Source organism: Dyadobacter sp. CY356 (assembly GCF_021440195.1).
Taxonomy (GTDB): Bacteria; Bacteroidota; Bacteroidia; order Cytophagales; family Spirosomataceae; genus Dyadobacter.
Map to the genome: position 1 here is coordinate 910,997 of NZ_JAJTSZ010000001.1, position 20,474 is coordinate 931,470.

The window sequence follows — 20,474 nt, forward strand, 5'->3', positions numbered from 1 at the left end:
CCTAATCAAGAGAATGACGGAGATAGGCTTAAATTCCTTTTAGCGGAATAATTAAATTTCCTGTGTAGCGACATGAATCTTCTGGTAAGATCCGTTTTCGATATCTTCCAGGATTGACGAATGTTTTGGTTTCCAGCCCAGTATTGTTCTTGCTTTGTCTGAATTCACAATGCTGTTTGAAGCAAACCCAAAAGCAGAAGCATCAGGTCCCCATTTTTCGATAGCAGTATCCAGACTGACAGACTCTGCTTTTCCTTGCAAACCGAGCATTTTACTGATACTTATTGCAATGTCTTTCAGAGATGCACTGCCATTTTCTGTGTAGAAGTATGAACCGGCAGAGGCCGATTCCAATGCAAGGATATACAATTCGGCCAAATCGTCGATATGCACATTACTCCAGATATTTTCACCTTTTTCAATAAACACCCCTGCCTGCTTTTCTTTGGCAATATCGATCAGCATAGGAACCTGGATACTGTCTGGCTTAATTCCCAGTCCTTTGCCATAAACCATTGTAGGCACCAGTACAATACTTCGGACATTCTCTTTTGCGGCTGCTAAAATGTGATCGTTAATCGCAACCCGATGAAGTTTTTCAAGCCGGGGTTGTACCGGAATATCTTCGGAATATACAATATGCCCTTTTTCACCTTTGGCGTTGTCACCAACAAGACTGGATCCGGATGTGAAAATAAAAGTTTTCCCTGTGCCTTTTAATTCTTCCAAAAATGTTAGTACTGAGAAAAAATCATCTGAATCCGCCGTGTGGATAACAGCATCTGCGTCGGCCGTTGCTTTTCTTAGAACTGGCATGTTATGAATAGTGCCTGGTACCGGCATAATGCCCAGTGCCCCTAATTTCTCTGCGTCCGATTCTTTTCTTACCAAAGCAGAAACCTGGTAACCTTTTTTTAATAACAAATGTGCTACCGAACCTCCGATATACCCGGTTGCACCGGTGATGAATACTTTATTTATTTTCATGATTTTTTAATTTATTAAGCCAATTGCCAACTGATTCTTTTACAAAGTTGCGGTTAAAAGAGTTATCATAAAAATAAGTACTTTTATAGGTTGGTATTATTTAAATGATAGATAAAAATGGTAAACCTAGAGTGGTACAGGACATTCAAAGCGATATATTCAACAGGAACGCTGACGGGAGCGGCACAGACTTTATTTATTTCACAACCCGGTGTCAGTTTGCATTTGAGCTCGCTGGAAAGTTATGTGGGATATAAATTATTTGACAGGACGGCCAGAAAAATGATACCGACTGAGAAAGGAAAAGTTTTTTATAATGCTATTATTGAGCCGCTTATCAAACTGGAAGAAGCGGAGAAGAATTTTCAGAAAAGTACCGAAAAGCAAACGCCGACGATCAGTGTGGGTATGTGTTTTGAAACTTTTCAGATTACCCTGGAACAGTATATATCGAGCCTCCCCTTCAATGTCATTATCCAGTTTGGCCAGTATCCTGAAATGTTGGAAAATCTGGAAAAGGGAATTCTGGATCTTATTATTACCCCTCAAAAAGGTAACAGCGGGGAGATTGATCATGAAGCTTTTTCGTCTGAAACCATTGTGATGGTGGGAGGAAGTGAAACGGATGACCAGGTTTTTAATGAATTATTGGTTCAGGGAGATTTTGATGTTTTGCAAACCTGGCTGAAGCAGCAGAAATGGTATGGGACCACAGGTGATATGGAACATCTAAGAAGATTCTGGCAGCTTAACTTTAATAAATATCCTGATTTCAGGCCAAATTATATTGTGCCAAATTTGAATTCCATCGTCAGGTGTCTGAGCAGCGGCAAGGGACTGGCCGTTATTCCCGATTTTCTTTGTAAAAAAGAAGTAGAAAGTGGTCTGGTAAAAATATTATGGAGAGGCAAAAATGAGTTAACCAATACGCTATATTTTGGTACAAAAAAGAAGACCATGTACACCAGCGAAACGGATGTGATCAAGAAATTATTCAGGGATGTGATGTGATATTTTTTTGCAAACGCTGATGGAATAATTATTATAAGACAACCGGCGATTATCAAACATTTCATCAACAAATTATTATTTTATGGAAAACGAATTCAATTCCGGGCATGAAGAAGGCAAGGTAGCCGAAGCAATTGAGGAGCAAACTGCAAAGTTGCCATCGGATTTATTTTTGTGGGCTTCTGTTGTCGCTATCGGCGCATCGTTAACGTTAAAGATTATAGGACGTAAGCATACGGCTCTTTTTGTTGGTCAATGGGCAGCACCAATTCTGCTTTTAGGAGTTTATAATAAACTTGTAAAACTGGAAGGCCACGACAAACAGGATAAATCAAATTAATGGAAACGTTTGCCTGATTGCTGATGTAAAAACGAAACCACCCGGGGTTATTTCAGGGTGGTTTCGCTTTTTTGAAGACATATGTTCTTTCCAACCAGTTCATTGTAACCGGCAGATATTTTAGTATTGGGTAATAAAAACCTTAAAATGAGATATCGACAAAAATCGTTTCAGGAAATTTGCCGGGCTTGTTCCAGAATTTCTATCGCAGCCTCGTTTCCCTGTTGAGCGGCGAGGTCAAAAACTGAAAGTCCGCGGGTGTCAAGCAGGGAAATGTCTGCTCCACTGGTTACGAGCAGCTTAACGAGCTCATTTCGGCCAAACATTGCTGCAAACATCAGTGCAGTTCCACCGTTTCCGTGCTGAAGATCCAGATCGGCCCCATTTTTTATCAACATTTCCGCTATATCCGGATAACCTTTAAACGAAACGCCCATTAAAGCCGTATTGCCGCCAAAGTCCTGGGCATTTACGTCCGCCCCGGATTCTATAAGGAATTTTGCAGCTTCCAGCTGATTGTTATAACACGCTATAATTAATGGTGTATATCCTTTATCATCTCTTGCGTCCACATCCGTATCACGCGCAATCACCTCTCTTATCACATCAACGTTGCCCAGTCGGGCGGCATGAATAATTACATTGTTAAGATTTTCCATAAAATTTCCAGGTCTGTTTTCTATACTTCTAAAACCGCATTTTTTCAATGGCACGCAGATTTAACAGCGTATTGTGGTTATATCTGATCTACTTAGAAAAACCATTCCAAGTTCAAATGAATTTGCCGCAGGAATTACTACTCCATGACTATAAAAAATGATGAAAACGAAAAGTTAACCTGGATTCAGCTAAGTAAGGATTCACCTTATTTTTTGGATGAAAGAGGGAATAACTGGACGCCTGTCGGACAAAACGACGCGATAACCTGGCCTGATCTGCAAGGTTTGTTCAAAAGGGAAAATATAGGCGCAGTAGAAGGGCATTTTGCATTTCTGGCTGCGCACGGGGTGAATTGTCTGCGTGTTATGCTGGAATATTGTCAGACGGAAAACCGTTATTTCGAACGTCCGGCAGGTCATTTCCAACCCAATATGGTGCACCTTTGGGACGATTTATTTGAACTTTGTGAAAAATATAAACTTAGAATTTTGCTGACGCCCTTTGATACTTTCTGGATGGACAGGCGCTGGAAAAATCATCCATACAATGCCGCAAACGGTGGTCCCTGCAAAAGAAAATCGCAATGGCTTACTTCACCCGAAACGCTGGATGCCATCAAAAACAGACTGACATTTGTGACAGAAAGATGGGGCAGCAGTGGGGTATTATTTGCCTGGGACCTTTGGAACGAAATAAATCCGGTGCATGCACTCGGAAAGACGGACGGACTTTATGACTTTATTACAGAGCTCAGTCTTCATGTCCGGACTCTGGAAAATCGGTTGTATGGCAAATCGCATCCGCAAACCGTTTCTGTTTTTGCGACAGTCATGGAACATTATCAAATGAAAGATCTGATTTTCAGGCATACGGAACTTGATTTTGCTAGTACACATTTTTATAAAACAGGAACAATCAACAATCCCAGAAATTCTGTTGACGCAGCAACAACCACAGGTGAGATGGTAGCGGATGCGCTTGCACATTTGCCTGCTGAACGACCATTTTTCGATAGTGAAAATGGTCCTATTGACCATTACAGGCGAAAACGGAATCTTCCTGAAACATTTGATGATTTGTATTTTTTAAACATGCAATGGGCGCACCTGGCCTCTGGCGCTGTTGGTGGAGGTATGCGCTGGCCATACCGGCAACCACATGTACTGACACATGGAATGCGCCGCGCACAAAAAAATATGTCGGAGTTTGTGAAATTGATAGACTGGAAAACTTTTAAAAGAAGAAATCTGAATGCTGAAATTGTTGTTTCAAATCCCGGTTTTACTGCATTTGGATGTGGTGATAAGACGCAGGCTGTTGTCTGGCTTTTGAACAATAAAAAAATTGGACGTAACAAAATTCTTCAATCCAATCCGAAGCTTGTTTCGCTCACAATCCAGGTTCCTTGCCTGGAAAAGGGACTTTATGAAATTCATGTTTGGGATACGCTTTTGGGAGAAATGGAAATTATCAATATAGAAAATGAAGATGCTCTTAATATCAATTTATCAATGAGCGTCAGTAATGTAGCCGTTTCGATTGTGAAAAATTCATAATATTCCGGGCTTTGTCACGGAGAGATTTTCCCAGATTCCGGTTGTGTTTTCCTGCTTTAAAATATATTCTCCAATAGCCGTCAGCGTTGCATCCGGTGCTGGTTGGCGAAGATATGTCGTAAGGTCACGGTGGATACGCTCCATTGGATTTGGACGCATCAGGCCGCGTGCGCCGACGGAGCGTTCTGCGAGCTGCATACAACGGAGACAAATCTCCTCAACCATCGTTCTTGTCATATTAACATAAGCCAGCAACTGTGCAATGGATTCGGGGTTTTCTGAGGACTGATCGGTTTTTAAGCCTGCCTGTTTTATCCAGAGATTTCCTGTTTCAACTAAAAACCCGATTTCTGCAATTCGGGCACGTTGAAATGGATCATCAGTCCGTTTTAAACCTTTCAAAAATTTGTGTGTTTCTTCAAATAACGCTTCGGCACCTCCAAGCTGTACAGCTGCAAAACGCAATGCTCCACCATTAAAATGCGGCTGCTGGTAATAGGCATCCGGCAAACCCAGCAAATCATTTTCGCTGATTTCTATTCCAGTAAAATCCATTCTGAAACTCGAAGAAGCCCGCATACCCAATGGTTTCCAGAAGCTATTATCTGCCTTGATTTCTTTTACCTTTTCCGTGGGGATGATAAACATTTGCCAGCCCTTTTTCCTGGCAGAAACCAGTTCGCCGGTTACAAGTGGCCGGGCAATTCTGGAAGCACCCGAGCAAAAAGTCTTACATCCCTGCAATCTGTATTTTCCATTTCCCAGATCATAGATCCTTACACCTTCCATATCCTGCGTATTCCAGACACTAAACATTTTTTTGCCTAAAATCACATCAGCATACCACCTTTGTTTTTGTTCTGTTTTGCCAAATAAATGAACAAGGTAAAGCGCGTTAATATGCCCTTCATAAATTCTTCCAACAGGTAAGTTTGCCTTACCAATCGTTTTCAACAACATCAAGAGATCATTACTTTTATGCTGCTCAAAATCCATTGATTTACCCGGAAGTACAATTTCCAATAAACCGGCATCTGCCATCAATTTGAATTCCTGCTCAGGAAAGCAGCCTTCATGATCGATATGCGCAGCATTTTGAGCTATTTTTTGGTATAACAGGGGTGAAGATAAAGAATTCATTAATGGCCGTTTGATTGTAATAATTTTCTGGTTTGTTTGATAAGTATAAATTGCGGCCATTTTTCCACGCCAATTGCGGTTCATACCAATATTATACCTGTGAAAATCTGGGTCAGAAAATCTCCTTAATTCAAACAAATTGAAAATTCCGGGAAGATTGGCTTATGGAAATTTACTTATAAAAAGGAAGAATAATTTCTTAAATATAATCGCACATTTTGTAATGATTATGTTCGATAATGAACATATATAAAAATCGGTAACTAATATAATCTTTATTTTTAATTATCTGAATATGAGTTAGTTGCTTGTTGATTATTGTTGGATGTACCGGCAAATTTCATTTGGTATGACCTTTTTCTATAAAGGTGTAATAATGTAAATACATTGTTCAACCATAATTAAAATAGCCATGAAAATTTCAAAAACTTTAATCCTGCCTTGCGTACTTGCGCTGGCCATTTCCCTTAGTTCATTTACTTCTGAGTTTTCAGAAAAAGTGGAAAATCCCCAAAAAGAAGAAACGACCAAAAAAACATTTGATGTTTATCTGGTCAAAGTTCCGAACACCAGTAAAGTTAAGCTGCTGGTAGACAAAAACGCGGATGCGAGATTGAGAATATTACTTACCGGAAAAGACGGAAAGGTTTATTATTCCGAAATAAATGATGATAAACAGTCAAAATACCGCCGGTTGTTTGATATAAATGATCTGACCGACGGTGTTTATTATTTTGAATTGTACAGTAAAAAACAAACGCTGATCAAAGAAATCAGAATTCAGAGCGCTTCGGAGAAACTGGTTTCCTTGCTTTAAAATTAAAAATGAAGTCCTGCATTATATTAAAATGCGGGACTTCATTTTAATATATTTCCTCTAAATCAGAATATTAAGCATTGTTTTCCGCAATCCAGTTTTCTATAATTTTTACGGTATCCTCATAGAATAATTTGTATGTATCTTCTGTAACATAACCGATATGCGGAGTGGCCAGCACATTGTCAAGCGTCCGGAAGGGGTGATCTGCCGGCAAAGGCTCCGTTTCAAAAACATCAAGCGCCGCTCCTGCGATTTTGTTTTCTTTCAACACATCGATTAGGGCATTTTCATCCATAAGCGGACCTCTGGATGTATTGATTAAATATGCAGTTGGCTTCATCATGGCAAGATCTGCTGCGCCGATAATTCCTTTGGATCGGTCACTGAGAACCAGATGCACGGAAATGAAATCTGCGTTTTGAAAAAGATATTCTTTTGATACTGCCCTGACACCTTTTGATGCGGCTTTTTCTTCTGTCAGATTTGTACTCCAGGCAATTACATTCATATCAAAAACACGGGCTATGGATGCAATTTTTTCACCAATTGTACCAAGACCTACAAGGCCGATTGTTTTACCTTTCAGATCGGTACCAATTACGTTCTGCCAGCCGCCGTTTTTAAGAGAAACATTTTCCTGTGGAATTTTCCTGGCTATCGCCATCAGTAACGCCCATGTTAATTCGGGCGCGCCGCTGCCAATATATCCCGTATTTTCCAATTTGATACCGAGCTCAGTTACGGCCACGGAATCAATGGAAGCATTTCTAAATCCTGTGGAAACAATGAGTTTCAGGTTGGGTAATCTGGAAAGCAACTCATGGTTTACAGGCGTTCTTTCGCGCATCAGACAAATAACGTCAAACGGTTTTAGTCGCTCAACGATTTCATCTTGTTCAAATAAATGATTGTTGAAAACAGTTACGTCCGATAATTTTTCGAGCGTTGTCCAGTCTGCCATTTGTAATGCAACATTTTGATAATCATCAAGAACGGCAATTTTTATTTTAGTCATTTTTACAGCATTTTATTGGTAAAGAACAGGAGTGGAACAAAAAAGAGACAAAATACTTTGAAGTATCATGTCTCTTTTAAAATTTTTTGTTGATTCAAATCAAACCTTTATCAATCCTTGAAGGAATTTAAGAAATTGATATATGAACTGAAAACATCCTTATTTACGATATATTTAGTGTTGCGTCCTTCCTTTTCTGTGATCAGAAGATCGGCGTCAGATAATTGCTTTAAGTGGTGAGAAACCGTGGATTGGGCCAGATTGAACATTTCAACGATCGCGGAGCAAGGCAGCCATGTCTGTTCTTTATTGATTGCCTCCATAATTTTCAAACGGTATGGATCGCCCAAAGCTTTCGAAATTCTCTCTATTTTTTTTAAGTCCATGGTCCATTTATTTTTGCAAATGTATCGATTTTGGATCTGATTTCATAAGCTAAGCTTTGCGCACCCAGCTTTTTATAAAGATTTGATTACTGTAATCTTGTATGATGAGATGTAGTTGTAGCTGAATATAGTTGTATTAATTTATTCATAGTTAACACGTTACCATCAACAATTTCCTTTTGGGTAAAAATTTTATGTGATTTTATTTTATGGCGGTATTTTATCGGTTTGATATACAGTCCATTATCTCAATTGTCATTTTTACAACTTTATTGAGTATCTTTGTTTATAATCATGCGGTTTGCTGACTAGAAAATTAAAAGTCAGCTTCTTATTTTTAACAACTGTTAAAGCCTACAAAAGTGTCATTAAACTTGAAGGGCTTGACTTAAAAAGCTGAATTTTGAATTTTAACGAATTTGAACTCCACGAAGACGTAATTAACGCCGTGGAATCTATGAATTACTTACAGGCCACACCAATTCAGGAGCAGGCCATCCCTTATATTTTAGCAGGAAAAGATCTTCTGGCCTGTGCCCAGACGGGTACTGGTAAAACAGCCGCCTATCTTATTCCTATCCTTGATAAAATTGCAACGAGCCCGATGGGGCAAATTGGTGCCCTGGTTTTGGTACCCACCCGCGAATTGGCTCAGCAAATTGACCAGCAAATTCAGGGACTTGGTTATTTTGTTGGTGCTACCAGTATTGCCGTATATGGCGGTAACAAAGGTCCGGAATGGGATCAGCAGAAACGTGCTTTGACACAAGGTGCTGATATTATTATTGCCACACCAGGCCGGCTTATCGCCCATTTACAGTTGGGATATGTAAGTTTTGGCTCCATCAGACATCTTGTACTCGATGAGGCTGACAGGATGCTGGACATGGGTTTTTTAAGTGATATACTTAAAATCATGAGCTTTTTGCCGGCAAAACGTCAGACGCTGATGTTCTCTGCAACCATGCCGCCTAAAATTGGTGAGCTTGCAAAAAGAATTCTTCAAAAACCAGAGGAAGTTCGTCTGGCGGTTTCAAGACCTGCCGAAAGAATTGACCAGCAGTTTTATATGACAACAGATGAGCAAAAACTGCCTTTGCTGGCACATTTGCTTTCGCAGGTGCAAAACACCAGTATGGTTTTGTTCACCTCTAGAAAATCAACGGTGGAACCGATTGTCCGCGCACTAAGAAAACTTGGTCTGGAGGCACGCGGGATTTCATCTGATTCTGAGCAGGCCGACAGGGAAATTGTGTTACGTGATTTCAAAAACAGGACTTTCCCGGTGTTGGTTGCAACGGATGTTTTGTCCAGAGGAATCGATATTGATAATTTAAGTCACGTTGTGAACTATGATGTACCGCGCGACCCGGAAGATTACGTTCACCGGATTGGCCGCACGGCCCGTGCAGAATCAAAAGGTATTGCCATAACATTTATCAATGAGCACGATCAGAAATATGTTTTGAAGATCGAAAAGCTTTTTGAAAAAGAAGTAGAGAAACAATCAATTACCGAAGCGCTGGGACTTGGTGAAGCACCTAAGTTTGACCCGGCCAAATTTCGAAATTCAGCTCCCCGGAATAAAAGTTCTCAGGGAACCCGTAGTAACCAGGGAGGTGCATCAAAAAGCAGGCGACCGAAGCAAAAGAATGACAAAAAAAGTCCTTTGCAAACGTAATCAGCCTTATCTTGCGTTTATAAAACAGGGATTTGAATGGTTTTAAGGATGAAATCTTGAAAAAATAGTACGGGTTAAAGGTCATTGAAATTCTGACAGTATATTTTTTTTGAGATTTTTTCTAACACTCCGGAAAGTCCAGGCTGTTTGTAGACGTTATGAAAAACTTAAATTAAATACACTTGGAACGTATCCTTCAATGGTGGAAAAATTATCGTTTTAGTATCGCAGATCCTCCGATTATTTCTATGGAGGGGCTTTATCCGCTTCTCTTGCTGTTGGTTTTAAGTCTGTTAGCGGTATTTTTTCATCTTGTCCGTATTCTTTTTAATGCTCCGGTTGATTTTTCCATGGACTGGAATCTCTTTCTGAGCTGGATACCATTGATGTCTGCATTTTTCATCAATAACATCACAAGAAGGTTCGGGCATCTTCATTTTTTAGTAATTTGTTCCAGTCTTTTCTGGCTTGCATTTTTTCCGAATGCGCCTTACATGATCACCGATATTTCGCATTTAAGCATTGATTTAAAGCGTGATCTCACCTGGCATGACACCATCATGTTATTTTGTTATGCGGAAGTAAGTCTTTTCAACGGTTTGGTTTCCCTTTACTGGATTCACCAGACCTGGCGCAGGGTTTTCCGGAAATCGGTGAGTACTACTTTTTTGCTGGCCAGTTTACCACTGGCGGGTTTTGGCGTTTATCTTGGTCGCGTACGACGGATGAACAGCTGGGATATTATCCACGAACCACGTCTGATTCTTGACAATCTGTTTAAGAGTATGCTCGACAGGACCGCCCTTGTGATCAGTCTTGAAATAGGTTTGCTTTTAGGAATGCTTTATCTGGTTCTTTGGGCAATTATCAGGTTCAGGGTGCGGTATAATAAGTGAGATAATCACGAAGTGGTATCTTTAATAGATTTTATTAAGGCATTATGATTTACTTTGCAGAATAAATACCCTTTGATTCAGCAATATCCCAAGACATTTTCATAATGAATGTATCAGAAAAAGTAAAAGATTCTTATTCCTCTCAGTATAATGAGAAATCTGTTGCCTGGCGCACGATGGGTGCCAGATATAAGGCGCAGAATATCCTTGAACTAGCCAAAAATATCAAATTTGAAAATGTACTGGAAGTAGGTGCGGGCGAGGGAAGCATTCTTTACTGGCTGTCGAAATGGAATTTTTCCAAGAATCTGAACTGCGTTGAAATTTCTGAAAGTGGTATTGAAATGATCAAGTCAAAAAATATTGAACATTTAAAAGATGTTTTACTTTTTGACGGATATAAGATTCCTTATCCGGACAATCATTTTGATCTGGTCATTTGCTCCCACGTGATGGAGCATGTGGAGCATGAAAGGATTTTGCTTCGTGAGATAAAAAGGGTTTCCAAAAACCAGATTTTTGAAGTGCCTATTGATTTTTCTTTTTATGTTGATAAAAAAATAAAGCATTTTCTGGCTTACGGGCATATCAACATTTATACACCTGGTCTTTTTCGTTTTCTTTTGCAGTCTGAAAATTTTGAGATCGTAAAAGACAAATGTTATCTTTTTCAGGATGATGTTTTGAAGCCGCTTTATGAAAATAATAAAGTTGGTTTTTACATCGTAAAACTGAAAATGTTTTTCCTGAAAATGTTCCCTTACCTTCTTGGTATAAAACCAAATGCTTATGTGGTTTTAACATCGAAAACAGATAAGGATCTTTCCATTTTTTAATTTTCATTTGCCATAAACGATCTTGATTTACCCCTTCCGTCACCAGCTCCGGTGCTGGAAATTGTTTACAGGGATGCCGACCTCATAGCGATCAATAAGCCACATGGACTTCTTGTACACCGTTCCTTTATCGCAGCGGATACGTCAGAATTTGCCGTTCAGATACTTCGCGACCAGATCGGCCAGAAAGTTTATCCCGTCCACAGACTGGATCGTAAAACTTCCGGGGTTCTGCTCTTTGCCCTGAACGACCGTATGAACAGCCTGATGCAAATGCAATTCCAGGAAGGAAAAGTGGACAAACGTTATAGCGCCATTGTCCGGGGATTTACACCCGATTATCTGGAAATTGATTATCCTTTAAAACGCGACGATGGCGTGGTTCAGGATGCCTTTACGTCTTTTGAAACCGTTCAAAAAACAGAATTGGATCTGCCATCTGGTAAACATCCGACCAGCCGGTATTCGCTCGTAGACCTTCATCCGACGACCGGCAGAATGCATCAGTTACGGAAACATATGGCGCATATTTTACATCCGATTATTGGCGATCGTCCCCACGGGTGCAACAAACAAAACAAATTTTTCAAAGAACATTTTGAAATGGATTCCATGCTCCTGCACGCCAGGGAAATAAAATTTTATCATCCTGACAATCAAACTTTTATATCGATCTCGGCAGATTATCAGCCTGAATTTAAAAGAATGCTGAACGCACTGAATTTCCAGGTTTCCTAGGCTTTTATAAACACGTCAGGGAAAATTGTAAATCTTCTTTTTTCAAGTCACGCAACCGGACAGAAGATTTGCCCGTATTGGCTACAAAACCAATACTTACCCCTAACAAATTTTATATGAAAGCTAAAAGTTTAATTCGTTCTGTTTTAATGATGGGATGCGTGGCGCTGGCAGGTTGGTCGTGCAGTTCTGATGACGATGATACTCCGGTGGTTGTTCCGCCAGCTCCAACTTTTGACATCGCTCAAAAGTCAACAAAGTATGGCAATGTTTTGGTGGATCAGAAGGGGAAAACCTTATACTTTTTCACAAAAGATGTTAACGGAACTTCTGCCTGCGCAGGTGGATGCCTGGATGTGTGGCCAATATTTTCCGCAGCCACTCCGAAACTCGATACCGGTCTTGTAGACACCGATTTTGGTACTATTACAAGGGCTGATGGAAAAACACAGACAACTTTCAAAGGATGGCCATTGTATTATTATGCGCCGGATGCAGCTGCGGGTGATGTTAAGGGTGAGAATGTTAATAATGTTTGGGTAGTTGCCAAAAAGTCTTATTCCATTATGCTTGCCAATACGCAGCTGGTAGGAAATGATGGTAAAAATTATACAGCGGACTCAAAAGAAGGAACGGGTGATACGCAGTATTTTGTGGATGCCACCGGCCGCACTTTGTATGCATTTGCCAAAGACAAAAAGAACAAAAACAATTATACAAAATCTGATTTCAGCAATGACGCGACCTGGCCTATCTGGGTTACTGACTGGAAAGATGTTCCTTCTGCGATTGACAAAACGCTTTTTTCAACCATAGATGTATTTGGTAAAAAGCAAATGACCTATAAAGGTTGGCCAATGTATTATTTTGGGCCTGACAACGCGACAAGAGGTTTGACAAAAGGTGTTAGTGTTCCAACACCTGGTGTCTGGCCAATTATTCAAATAACTACGGCTGCTGCTCCGGAATAATCTTTCTGGCTTAGTCATTAACAAAATAGCCGCCAGAATTGGTGGCTATTTTGCTTTACACTTCGGTTTCAAAGCCATCATCTTCACCTTCTTTTAACACAATATAAGTTCTGGCCCAACTGTCATCTCCAATCATCTGCCATTTATGCCCCGTGCTTCCCATGTCCTGTGCTATCAGCACATCACCCGGTTGCAGAATAAATACAGTCCCGTCCGTCACTGTGAATTCTATCGTTCCCCGGAGCGTGATCACATATTGCGCTCTTGGCGCCGGGTGCCAGTCGAAACTTCGTCTTTCGGGTGGATCCTGCTGAACGAAAAAGTATTCGGCCTGGAGGTGTTTCAAATCTTTTATCTGACCTTTTTGGAAAGCAGAGGCTCCGTCAGTTGTTGTGTATAGCCTGTAAGCTTTCATGCAATTTGTGTACGGTTTTTTATGAGAATTAATGAAAGATTTTGCGTTTGGGATTGAGCAAAACAATTTGTGTATCTCTACCAAAACAAATCTATTTTTCTGAATGGTGCAAAATTCCGGTCTGTAATTTTATATTGTTTTTGGTATAGATGTTTTAAGAATTACAAAAAAGGTGCGCAACATCTCAGATTATCATTATATAAATTTAAATTAGCATTAATTGTCGCTAACACATTTGAGATTTGCTGTTATAATTCAAAATTACGCATTTACACGGCGTTGCTATGTCATTCAAAAAATTCGTCCTGCTGTTTTTTTGTCTTATACAGATAGCTGAAATATCTGCGCAGGAAATCAAGAACCCTGATTTTTTCATTGTGCATTATACTGATGAAAACGGACTTCCACAAAACAGTATAAAAGCGATTGTAAAAGACAGATGGAATTTTTTGTGGCTTGGGACAGAAGACGGTCTGGTAAGGTTTGACGGCCAGAAATTCTTCACATTTAACAAATCAGTGATACCAATTTTAAGTAACAGGGTAAGCGGATTTATCCCGTTTATCAGTTCTTACACGATTAAAAACAAAGAATTTGCTGCGGTTGGCGAACGTGGCGAGGTTATGAAGATTGTTGCCGGTGGACATGTTGAGATAGATTCCTCCGTTTTTAAATTCAATACACCGGATATGCCCTTTATAAAGGGTTTTAAAGGAAAAACGGATATTATACAAAGTTTTCCTTATCGTTATCCGTTTCCTGCCGGTCGTAACCCGCTTCTGATCCCGGCTGGCAATAATAGATATTACGTCTGGTCATTAGACAAAGTGGAATTTTTTATAAAGGATAAAAAACAGTCATCCGTTACCGGAGATTTTAAGGAGGTTTTTTTGATCGATTCACGTCCTTATGCCACTTTACAAAATGGAAAGTTTGTAAATCTGGAATATGGAAGAGCATCCGGAAATATTCGGTTAGCAGGGGATATCACACGTGACATGCTGTTTTCAAATATAAATTCAGATTACAAATTATTCTGGAACAATATCTCCCAAAATACTTACCTATATTTTAATAAGCGTTTTTATTCTCTGAAAAGATCAAACAAGAGTTCAGTGCTTCAAACACGGATTATTTTAAAGGATTTTGATTTTGACGAGTTTAATATATCCACAGCTTACTATGACGAAGAGCCTGGATATTTGTTTCTTGGAAGTTATACGAATGGCGTATTTGTGTTAAGACATAAAAATTTTCAGACAAAAAGAGTTGATTTAAAAGGGCGGGATAATGTTTTTTATGCACAAAAGCCTGTCTCCGGTAATGGCGTTTTATCCTCACAAGGATTTTTATTTGATAAAACTGCGAAAGGCAGACATCTTCCGGATTTATCGCGGTTTGCAGGAGAAGATTTTAGATATTACGTGGCAATGAACCGGGATAGCTCATTCTGGATGGGGAATTCTGTTTTACTTACCAAAATGGATAACCTGGGTAAAAAGAAATTGTTAATCCATAAAATTCCGGAAAAATTCAAAGCCTTATATACCGATCCTCATGACACTTTGTGGATTGGTGGTACAAGGGACGTTTTATTTTCCTTAAATACACTTGATCAAAAGTCGGTTCCGACTGTCTTGTTCCGGGGGCCTTTTGGTGATATATCCTGTATGGTTAGACTTCCCGGACCATTTTTACTTCTGGGCACTTCAAAGGGGCTTTTTAAGTTGAATATTCTTTCAAAACAACTGGAAACCGTCAAAGGGATTGAGCAGGCGAATATCAGAAGTCTTTATTATTCGAAAGGAGAAACCTGGATCACAACCTATGGGGACGGGTTATATCATTTAAAAGAAAGCAAAATCACAAAACTTCCACTGGATAAAAATCAGTTTTTGGCAACCTCGCATTGTATTGTCGAAGATAAAAAAGGGTTTTTCTGGATTACGACTAATAAAGGACTTTTCCAGGTATCAAAAGCGGATCTGCTGCGTTTTCTGGACAAAAAGCAGCAGTTTGTTTATTACTTATATTATGACAAAAGACATGGTTTTGCAACCAACGAATTTAACGGAGGTTGCCAGCCATGTGCGTTAGTGCTGGCAGATCATACGATTTCTTTACCTTCCATGAATGGCTTTGTTTGGTTCAATCCGGAAAAAATAAAAGCGGAACTTCCTGATCAAAATATTTATATAGACCGAATAGAACTGGAAAATCATTTACTCAAAGAGAAATCAGAGATCGAAATTCCAGGTGATTTCGGGCAACTTAAAATTTCAGTGATCTCACCATATTTTAATAACCGAAACAATCTTAAAATTGAATATTCTTTTCAGAAAGAGGGTGATAAATCAGTTTGGATGCCAGTTTCCAATGATTTTGATATACAAATCCCGAACACTTCTTCGGGAAAACATGAGCTGCTGATCCGAAAATTTAACGGATTTGGGAAAGATAATTTTTCTGGTAAAACGCTGAAAATTTACATCCGTCCGGCATGGTACGAAACCAGGGTATTTATGATTTTAGTTGCCCTATGCTCCATACTATTATTTTGGATTATACTCAGATTAAGAACCACCTATCTATTAAAAAGGGAACGTAAAAAAAATCTATATAAACAATATCATATCAGCCGTCAGATTGTGGCAGCTATTAATCATGATATTCAAACACCGCTTCACTACATCAGTAATTCCTTCTCTCAAATTCAAAATCGACTAAAAAAGAATAATTCCAGTGATTCTTTTATTACAAAAATGAGTGAGGAAACCATTAATACGATCAATTATGCCCGTTCTCATACGAGCAATCTTTTAAATTATATCAAAAGTCAGAATAACAGCAGTCGGGATAATTTGAAAATAGATGTGGTTGATGTGTATGAAATTATAGAACATTCTTCACAGATTTTATCAGGGACAGCCAATTATCGTGAAATACAAATCATCAATAATGTGACGAAAACCTTTTTAGTTAAAAGTGACGCTCAGCTCTTATCTGTTATCATTCAGAATTTATTGGACAATGCTGTTAAACTCAGTGCGTCAACCATTACGATTTCCGCAATTTCAGGTAATGATTTTCAACAAATAATTATAGAGGATACGGCAAATGGAATCCCGGATGACATTTTGAAATGGATGAACCATTCATATAAATCCTATGATAACTGGCTTCGGAATTATGATTATCCAAATCACAAAGGTTTAGGATTGGTCATTGTAAAAGATCTTACTATTCTGCTGGATATCAGGCTGAGTGCGGAAAAAATAGAATCCGGCTCCATTATTAAGCTGCTGTTTGGAAATAATGTCAAGCAATAACAGCAACTAAAATCTTTCAAAATCAAATCTCCCGTTATGACCAGGAGGTTGATAACTTACTCCTCAATTTTAAAGGTCAAAAGGTAAGAATCAAGAGAGGAAAAGATTGCTCAGTTCCATGATATTTTTTAGTTCCAGTTTGTTATAAACAGATAATTTTTGCGGGTTGATTGACGGAATTCCGGAATTATGAATGGCTGTGTTTTCATTATTTAACGTTGCATTTCTTTCGTTTTCTTTGCTCGCGTTCATGCATTGTTTTAGCAAAATATCAGCAACATCCTCGCTCATATATCTTTTTCCCTGCATGACTGATTCGATACATTTTACCAATTCAGTCGGGCAACTGTTTTTTACCAAATATGAACTTGCACCAGCCACGAGAGAATATACCGCCATTTCATAACGGGGCTCGCCATCATATACGATGACAGGGATATTGGGCATTTTTTCCTTGACAAAGCTGACAGTTTCTGACTCATGGATATTGGATTCTTCCGCGAAACCTATAATAAACAAATCAGGGCGTTCATTACTAAATAATCTTACATAGGATTCATAATTCTCGGCTTCCAGTAAAACTATATTTTCTAATTGTTCCTGAAGAAACAGACCAAGTCCCTTTCGAATAATGGGATGTTTGTCAATGGATGCGATTGTCATTTTCTTTATCTCTACGGCTGGATTTTACCGGTACAAAAGTAATCTAGGAAAGAGTTTAAAATGCCAGAGTTAATTTCGTATTCTTGTAAATAATTTTAATAATTGATTTAATAAATTTGGTGGTGTTGTAGTAATAATTCGACTTTAACCCAGGCTTAACTAAACAATCCATATTCAACTTGAAAAATGTATTGATAGCGGAAGATCATCCATTGTTAATTATTGGCATTGAATCCATGTTGCTGGAAGCAATACCTGACGCGAAAGTATTCAAAGCCGCTGATTTTATCAAGGCATTAAATCTTCTGGAAAAACACATATTTGAGTTGCTTGTGATGGATATCAATCTGCCTCACGGAGACAAGGTCGGGATGGTTGAGGCTGTGAGAATGAAGCAGCCCAATATTTTGATTCTGGTTTGTTCAAGTTATGAAGAACATTTGTATGCACTCCCATTTTTGAAAGCCGGTGCGAATGGATATATTTCTAAAACGGCATCGAGCGATGAGTTTAAATCTGCTGTGGAACATGTATTGAATGGCAAAATTTATGCAAGTCCGGCGGTACTCAACAATATGTTTGAGATCCTCTTTAATGCAAAGGGAAATGATAATTCGCCTCTCGATACACTTTCAGCAAAAGAAATAGAGATTGCCAAATTGCTGACGAAAGGTTTTTCAACAAAGCAGATTGGAAAACATATAAACTTGTCAGCTTCATCAGTCAGCACTTACAAATCAAAAATATTCGAGAAGTTGGGTGTAAATAACATTATCGAGCTGACAACTTATCTTGAACTGAACAGCTGATATAAATATTTTACGGGTAATTTATCAAAGCCGGATGATACCAACGTCCGGCTTTGATAAATGATTTTATTTCTGTTTAAGCATCTGAGACATTCCTACTTTTCTGGTAGATGCCGCAGTACTGTCAACACCCAGGTTTTTCAATATATCTTTTGACAAATTGGAAGTTGAATCTCTTGCATATAAAACTACCGGCCAGATATCACCACCATCCGGGTTCAAATCCATTCGTAAAACAAATGCATACCCTTTCTGACGACCGGCAAAAATTACTGCTTCACTTACTTTTTGCCTGATTGGTGTAAACTTTTTACTATAATAATTTTGAAGTTCTGTCATTGAACTGTTTTCAAAAGCTTCGTACGACTTCTTTAAATTTTCGAGTTCCATCGCCTTATCACGCAAAATAGTTTGCTCAGACTTCTCGGCAACCAATTTTTCAAACGCTGCTGATTTTGTCTGATATTCATCATATTTACCTTTCAGGATTTTTTCATACTGCTGACTTTTTACACTGATTTCCTGGTTAAGTTTTTTGAATTCGGGCAGGTTTTCAATAATAAACTGCTGATCAACGTACCCGATTTTCTCAGAATTTCCCTGAGCAAAACCAACAGTTGCCGTTAATCCAAAAAATAAAATTAGTACAGTCATTTTTTTCATAATCATCGGATTGAAAAAGGTGGAACATGTTTTCGGAACGCGGTAGTTAATATTTCTATTGTATTAAAAAATGTTAAAATATCCGGAATTTCTTTTGGTAATATGGTCGTTTTTCGAATATGAGAAGTTTAGACATTTTCATGGCATTACAATTGCTAATGCATTCCGGAATCAACATAACGATATGAAACAGAACGAATCTAGTCAAATTTTGGAGGTTTTTAACTTAGGTGTAATGGCCGGGATCCGGTCAAATGCTGCTCCTGCTACGGCAAGTCACCTCCTTAGCAATCAATATTCACCGGAACTTGCTAAATCAAATTTAAAATTTATGCAGTCACCTGTGTTTTCCAATGTGCTGAAAGTTATGGCAATCGGAGAATTAATAGGGGACAAATTACCATCAACAGGAGATAGGATTGCTCCGGTGAGTGTGGTTTTCAGATGTTCGGCGGGAGCATTGGCGGGTGCCAGTATTTACAAAGCAAATGGTAACAATGCTGTTAAAGGTGCACTAATTGGCGCAGTTGCGGCTTTTGGATCTACCTTTGCAAGCTTTTATATGAGAAAAGCTGTGGGAGAAACTACTGGAATTTATGATCCGGTCGTGGGAATTATTGAGGATGCAATCGTTTTAGGATGTGCCGTCCATTTGACAAAAAGCAGGGAAAATGAATTTCCCGTACTTAATAAAGTATAGACACCTGGTAGATTGAAACACTTTGCATTATAAAAAATAAGTGTTTCAATCTACTTCTTTCCAACTACCGCAATCACCAGTGTTGCAGCGTTCTCAGCAGCAATGTTGTAAAAACTCATCATATCTGATCCTGCTTTGCTATTGGCATTATCACTCAGACTTCTGATGATCAAAAACGGTACATCCTGTTGGTAACATGTCTGCGCAACCGCAGCACCTTCCATTTCGGTAGCGGCGGCGTCGAGATCTTTTCTTAACCTTTGTGTAGCTGTTTCTGATGACACAAATACGTCGCCGGTTACGATAATACCTTTTGTGATGGTTGGGAAAAAACTCCCGTTTTCTCTTTTTACTTTTGAAAATTTAAGTTTTGGAGCAACCGAGATCGCTTTTTGTATCAAAGCAGAATCACAATTGAAAGTGACCGGATTTTCCTGCATGGTGTAGGGATTTTTAGTTGGACGATATAACATACCGCCATCCTCAATTGCCCCGTAATCATGGTAAGTAACTTTTGTCCCGATCACAATGTCGCCCGGAAATAATGCCGGATTGATGCCGCCGGCGATACCTGAAAATACGATTTCTCTTGGTTTGAAATGCTCAATCATGATGGTTGTAGCAATGGCCGCATTCACTTTTCCAATACCCGTTTGTGCAAGAACAATTGATCTCCCGTTCAGTATGCCTTTGGAAAAACTGATTTTTGCGATAACGGTATCCTTTTTATTTTGCATTTTACTTTTTAGCAATTCAAGTTCAGGGGGAAATGCACCAAGAATTCCGGTGACGTCCTGAGCCTTGGTAACAAGAATTTGAAATGTTAAAAGCAGAGACAGAAATACAGTTTTTTTCATA

General features: G+C 39.0%; 21 protein-coding genes. 12 read left to right on the top strand and 9 right to left on the bottom strand.

The window, feature by feature from the left end; translation table 11 throughout:
* Window positions 1-51 precede the first annotated feature (51 nt).
* Complete coding sequence (locus LXL81_RS03815) at window positions 52-987, bottom strand: NAD-dependent epimerase/dehydratase family protein (protein WP_234645377.1); 936 nt, start codon at window positions 985-987, stop codon at window positions 52-54.
* A 117-nt stretch (window positions 988-1,104) separates the two neighbouring features.
* Between LXL81_RS03815 and LXL81_RS03820 the strand changes: the two genes are divergently transcribed.
* Both LXL81_RS03820 and LXL81_RS03825 read left to right on the top strand, forming a co-directional pair.
* The gene (locus LXL81_RS03820; RefSeq protein ID WP_234645378.1) at window positions 1,105-1,998 is read left to right on the top strand and encodes a LysR family transcriptional regulator; all 894 of its coding nucleotides are present in this window, start codon (window positions 1,105-1,107) and stop codon (window positions 1,996-1,998) included.
* A gap of 82 nt (window positions 1,999-2,080) precedes the next feature.
* Window positions 2,081-2,338, top strand: a complete 258-nt coding sequence (locus LXL81_RS03825) for a hypothetical protein (protein ID WP_234645379.1) — start codon at window positions 2,081-2,083, stop codon at window positions 2,336-2,338.
* Window positions 2,339-2,508: 170 nt separating this feature from the next.
* Here LXL81_RS03825 and LXL81_RS03830 read toward each other — a convergent pair whose 3' ends face one another.
* On the bottom strand, window positions 2,509-2,997 hold the full coding sequence (locus tag LXL81_RS03830; RefSeq protein ID WP_234645380.1) for an ankyrin repeat domain-containing protein: 489 nt from the start codon (window positions 2,995-2,997) through the stop codon (window positions 2,509-2,511).
* Between the two features lie 144 nt (window positions 2,998-3,141).
* Here LXL81_RS03830 and LXL81_RS03835 point away from each other — a divergent pair, with 144 nt between their 5' ends.
* On the top strand, window positions 3,142-4,554 hold the full coding sequence (locus LXL81_RS03835) for a hypothetical protein (RefSeq protein ID WP_234645381.1): 1,413 nt from the start codon (window positions 3,142-3,144) through the stop codon (window positions 4,552-4,554).
* Here the strand turns inward: LXL81_RS03835 and LXL81_RS03840 are convergent.
* On the bottom strand, window positions 4,549-5,694 hold the full coding sequence (locus LXL81_RS03840; protein ID WP_234645382.1) for an acyl-CoA dehydrogenase family protein: 1,146 nt from the start codon (window positions 5,692-5,694) through the stop codon (window positions 4,549-4,551). The genes LXL81_RS03835 and LXL81_RS03840 overlap by 6 nt on opposite strands.
* A gap of 412 nt (window positions 5,695-6,106) precedes the next feature.
* On the opposite strand from LXL81_RS03840, the gene LXL81_RS03845 reads away from it, so the two are divergent.
* Window positions 6,107-6,511: a hypothetical protein gene (locus tag LXL81_RS03845; RefSeq protein WP_234645383.1), complete on the top strand. Its 405-nt coding sequence runs from the start codon at window positions 6,107-6,109 to the stop codon at window positions 6,509-6,511.
* Window positions 6,512-6,584: 73 nt separating this feature from the next.
* Here the strand turns inward: LXL81_RS03845 and LXL81_RS03850 are convergent, their stop codons facing one another.
* Together LXL81_RS03850 and LXL81_RS03855 are read right to left on the bottom strand one after the other, a co-directional pair.
* Window positions 6,585-7,529 carry a D-2-hydroxyacid dehydrogenase family protein gene (locus tag LXL81_RS03850; protein ID WP_234645384.1) on the bottom strand — a complete coding sequence of 315 codons (945 nt, stop codon included), beginning with the start codon at window positions 7,527-7,529 and terminating at the stop codon, window positions 6,585-6,587.
* A 110-nt stretch (window positions 7,530-7,639) separates the two neighbouring features.
* Entirely contained in the window at window positions 7,640-7,915 is a 276-nt protein-coding gene (locus tag LXL81_RS03855; protein ID WP_234645385.1) for a helix-turn-helix transcriptional regulator, read from the bottom strand.
* A gap of 403 nt (window positions 7,916-8,318) precedes the next feature.
* On the opposite strand from LXL81_RS03855, the gene LXL81_RS03860 reads away from it, so the two are divergent.
* From LXL81_RS03860 to LXL81_RS03880, 5 genes are all read left to right on the top strand, one after another.
* Window positions 8,319-9,596: a DEAD/DEAH box helicase gene (locus LXL81_RS03860; RefSeq protein WP_234645386.1), complete on the top strand. Its 1,278-nt coding sequence runs from the start codon at window positions 8,319-8,321 to the stop codon at window positions 9,594-9,596.
* 182 nt (window positions 9,597-9,778) lie between these two features.
* Complete coding sequence (locus LXL81_RS03865; protein WP_234645387.1) at window positions 9,779-10,492, top strand: DUF1361 domain-containing protein; 714 nt, start codon at window positions 9,779-9,781, stop codon at window positions 10,490-10,492.
* A 104-nt stretch (window positions 10,493-10,596) separates the two neighbouring features.
* Window positions 10,597-11,328, top strand: a complete 732-nt coding sequence (locus tag LXL81_RS03870) for a class I SAM-dependent methyltransferase (RefSeq protein ID WP_234645388.1) — start codon at window positions 10,597-10,599, stop codon at window positions 11,326-11,328.
* Window positions 11,329-11,379: 51 nt separating this feature from the next.
* Entirely contained in the window at window positions 11,380-12,066 is a 687-nt protein-coding gene (locus LXL81_RS03875) for a pseudouridine synthase (RefSeq protein WP_234645389.1), read from the top strand.
* 116 nt (window positions 12,067-12,182) lie between these two features.
* On the top strand, window positions 12,183-13,037 hold the full coding sequence (locus LXL81_RS03880) for a hypothetical protein (RefSeq protein ID WP_234645390.1): 855 nt from the start codon (window positions 12,183-12,185) through the stop codon (window positions 13,035-13,037).
* Window positions 13,038-13,092: 55 nt separating this feature from the next.
* Here LXL81_RS03880 and LXL81_RS03885 read toward each other — a convergent pair whose 3' ends face one another.
* On the bottom strand, window positions 13,093-13,452 hold the full coding sequence (locus LXL81_RS03885) for a cupin domain-containing protein (protein ID WP_234645391.1): 360 nt from the start codon (window positions 13,450-13,452) through the stop codon (window positions 13,093-13,095).
* 284 nt (window positions 13,453-13,736) lie between these two features.
* Here LXL81_RS03885 and LXL81_RS03890 point away from each other — a divergent pair, with 284 nt between their 5' ends.
* On the top strand, window positions 13,737-16,781 hold the full coding sequence (locus LXL81_RS03890) for a two-component regulator propeller domain-containing protein (protein WP_234645392.1): 3,045 nt from the start codon (window positions 13,737-13,739) through the stop codon (window positions 16,779-16,781).
* Between the two features lie 90 nt (window positions 16,782-16,871).
* Here LXL81_RS03890 and LXL81_RS03895 read toward each other — a convergent pair whose 3' ends face one another.
* Window positions 16,872-17,444: a response regulator transcription factor gene (locus LXL81_RS03895; protein WP_234645393.1), complete on the bottom strand. Its 573-nt coding sequence runs from the start codon at window positions 17,442-17,444 to the stop codon at window positions 16,872-16,874.
* Window positions 17,445-17,623: 179 nt separating this feature from the next.
* Here LXL81_RS03895 and LXL81_RS03900 point away from each other — a divergent pair, with 179 nt between their 5' ends.
* The gene (locus tag LXL81_RS03900) at window positions 17,624-18,253 is read left to right on the top strand and encodes a response regulator transcription factor (RefSeq protein WP_234645394.1); all 630 of its coding nucleotides are present in this window, start codon (window positions 17,624-17,626) and stop codon (window positions 18,251-18,253) included.
* Window positions 18,254-18,319: 66 nt separating this feature from the next.
* Here the strand turns inward: LXL81_RS03900 and LXL81_RS03905 are convergent, their stop codons facing one another.
* Window positions 18,320-18,907, bottom strand: coding sequence for an OmpH family outer membrane protein (locus LXL81_RS03905; protein ID WP_234645395.1), 588 nt, complete (start codon window positions 18,905-18,907; stop codon window positions 18,320-18,322).
* Window positions 18,908-19,100: 193 nt separating this feature from the next.
* On the opposite strand from LXL81_RS03905, the gene LXL81_RS03910 reads away from it, so the two are divergent.
* A complete protein-coding gene (locus tag LXL81_RS03910; RefSeq protein WP_234645396.1) occupies window positions 19,101-19,616 on the top strand; it encodes a DUF4126 family protein in 516 nt (171 codons plus the stop codon).
* Between the two features lie 50 nt (window positions 19,617-19,666).
* Here LXL81_RS03910 and LXL81_RS03915 read toward each other — a convergent pair whose 3' ends face one another.
* Complete coding sequence (locus tag LXL81_RS03915; RefSeq protein WP_234645397.1) at window positions 19,667-20,473, bottom strand: 5'-methylthioadenosine/adenosylhomocysteine nucleosidase; 807 nt, start codon at window positions 20,471-20,473, stop codon at window positions 19,667-19,669.
* Window position 20,474: the final 1 nt, after the last annotated feature.

Bases quoted from the DNA above. Each gene is read 5' to 3' on its own strand.
- LXL81_RS03815 (WP_234645377.1), bottom strand. From the start codon at position 987: ATGAAAATAAATAAAGTATTCATCACCGGTGCAACCGGGTATATCGGA.
- LXL81_RS03830 (WP_234645380.1), bottom strand. From the start codon at position 2,997: ATGGAAAATCTTAACAATGTAATTATTCATGCCGCCCGACTGGGCAAC.
- LXL81_RS03915 (WP_234645397.1), bottom strand. From the start codon at position 20,473: ATGAAAAAAACTGTATTTCTGTCTCTGCTTTTAACATTTCAAATTCTT.
- LXL81_RS03890 (WP_234645392.1), top strand. From the start codon at position 13,737: ATGTCATTCAAAAAATTCGTCCTGCTGTTTTTTTGTCTTATACAGATA.
- LXL81_RS03870 (WP_234645388.1), top strand. From the start codon at position 10,597: ATGAATGTATCAGAAAAAGTAAAAGATTCTTATTCCTCTCAGTATAAT.
- LXL81_RS03825 (WP_234645379.1), top strand. From the start codon at position 2,081: ATGGAAAACGAATTCAATTCCGGGCATGAAGAAGGCAAGGTAGCCGAA.
- LXL81_RS03850 (WP_234645384.1), bottom strand. From the start codon at position 7,529: ATGACTAAAATAAAAATTGCCGTTCTTGATGATTATCAAAATGTTGCA.
- LXL81_RS03885 (WP_234645391.1), bottom strand. From the start codon at position 13,452: ATGAAAGCTTACAGGCTATACACAACAACTGACGGAGCCTCTGCTTTC.
- LXL81_RS03820 (WP_234645378.1), top strand. From the start codon at position 1,105: ATGGTAAACCTAGAGTGGTACAGGACATTCAAAGCGATATATTCAACA.
- LXL81_RS03880 (WP_234645390.1), top strand. From the start codon at position 12,183: ATGAAAGCTAAAAGTTTAATTCGTTCTGTTTTAATGATGGGATGCGTG.
- LXL81_RS03845 (WP_234645383.1), top strand. From the start codon at position 6,107: ATGAAAATTTCAAAAACTTTAATCCTGCCTTGCGTACTTGCGCTGGCC.
- LXL81_RS03905 (WP_234645395.1), bottom strand. From the start codon at position 18,907: ATGACTGTACTAATTTTATTTTTTGGATTAACGGCAACTGTTGGTTTT.
- LXL81_RS03910 (WP_234645396.1), top strand. From the start codon at position 19,101: ATGAAACAGAACGAATCTAGTCAAATTTTGGAGGTTTTTAACTTAGGT.
- LXL81_RS03840 (WP_234645382.1), bottom strand. From the start codon at position 5,694: ATGAATTCTTTATCTTCACCCCTGTTATACCAAAAAATAGCTCAAAAT.
- LXL81_RS03895 (WP_234645393.1), bottom strand. From the start codon at position 17,444: ATGACAATCGCATCCATTGACAAACATCCCATTATTCGAAAGGGACTT.
- LXL81_RS03855 (WP_234645385.1), bottom strand. From the start codon at position 7,915: ATGGACTTAAAAAAAATAGAGAGAATTTCGAAAGCTTTGGGCGATCCA.
- LXL81_RS03835 (WP_234645381.1), top strand. From the start codon at position 3,142: ATGACTATAAAAAATGATGAAAACGAAAAGTTAACCTGGATTCAGCTA.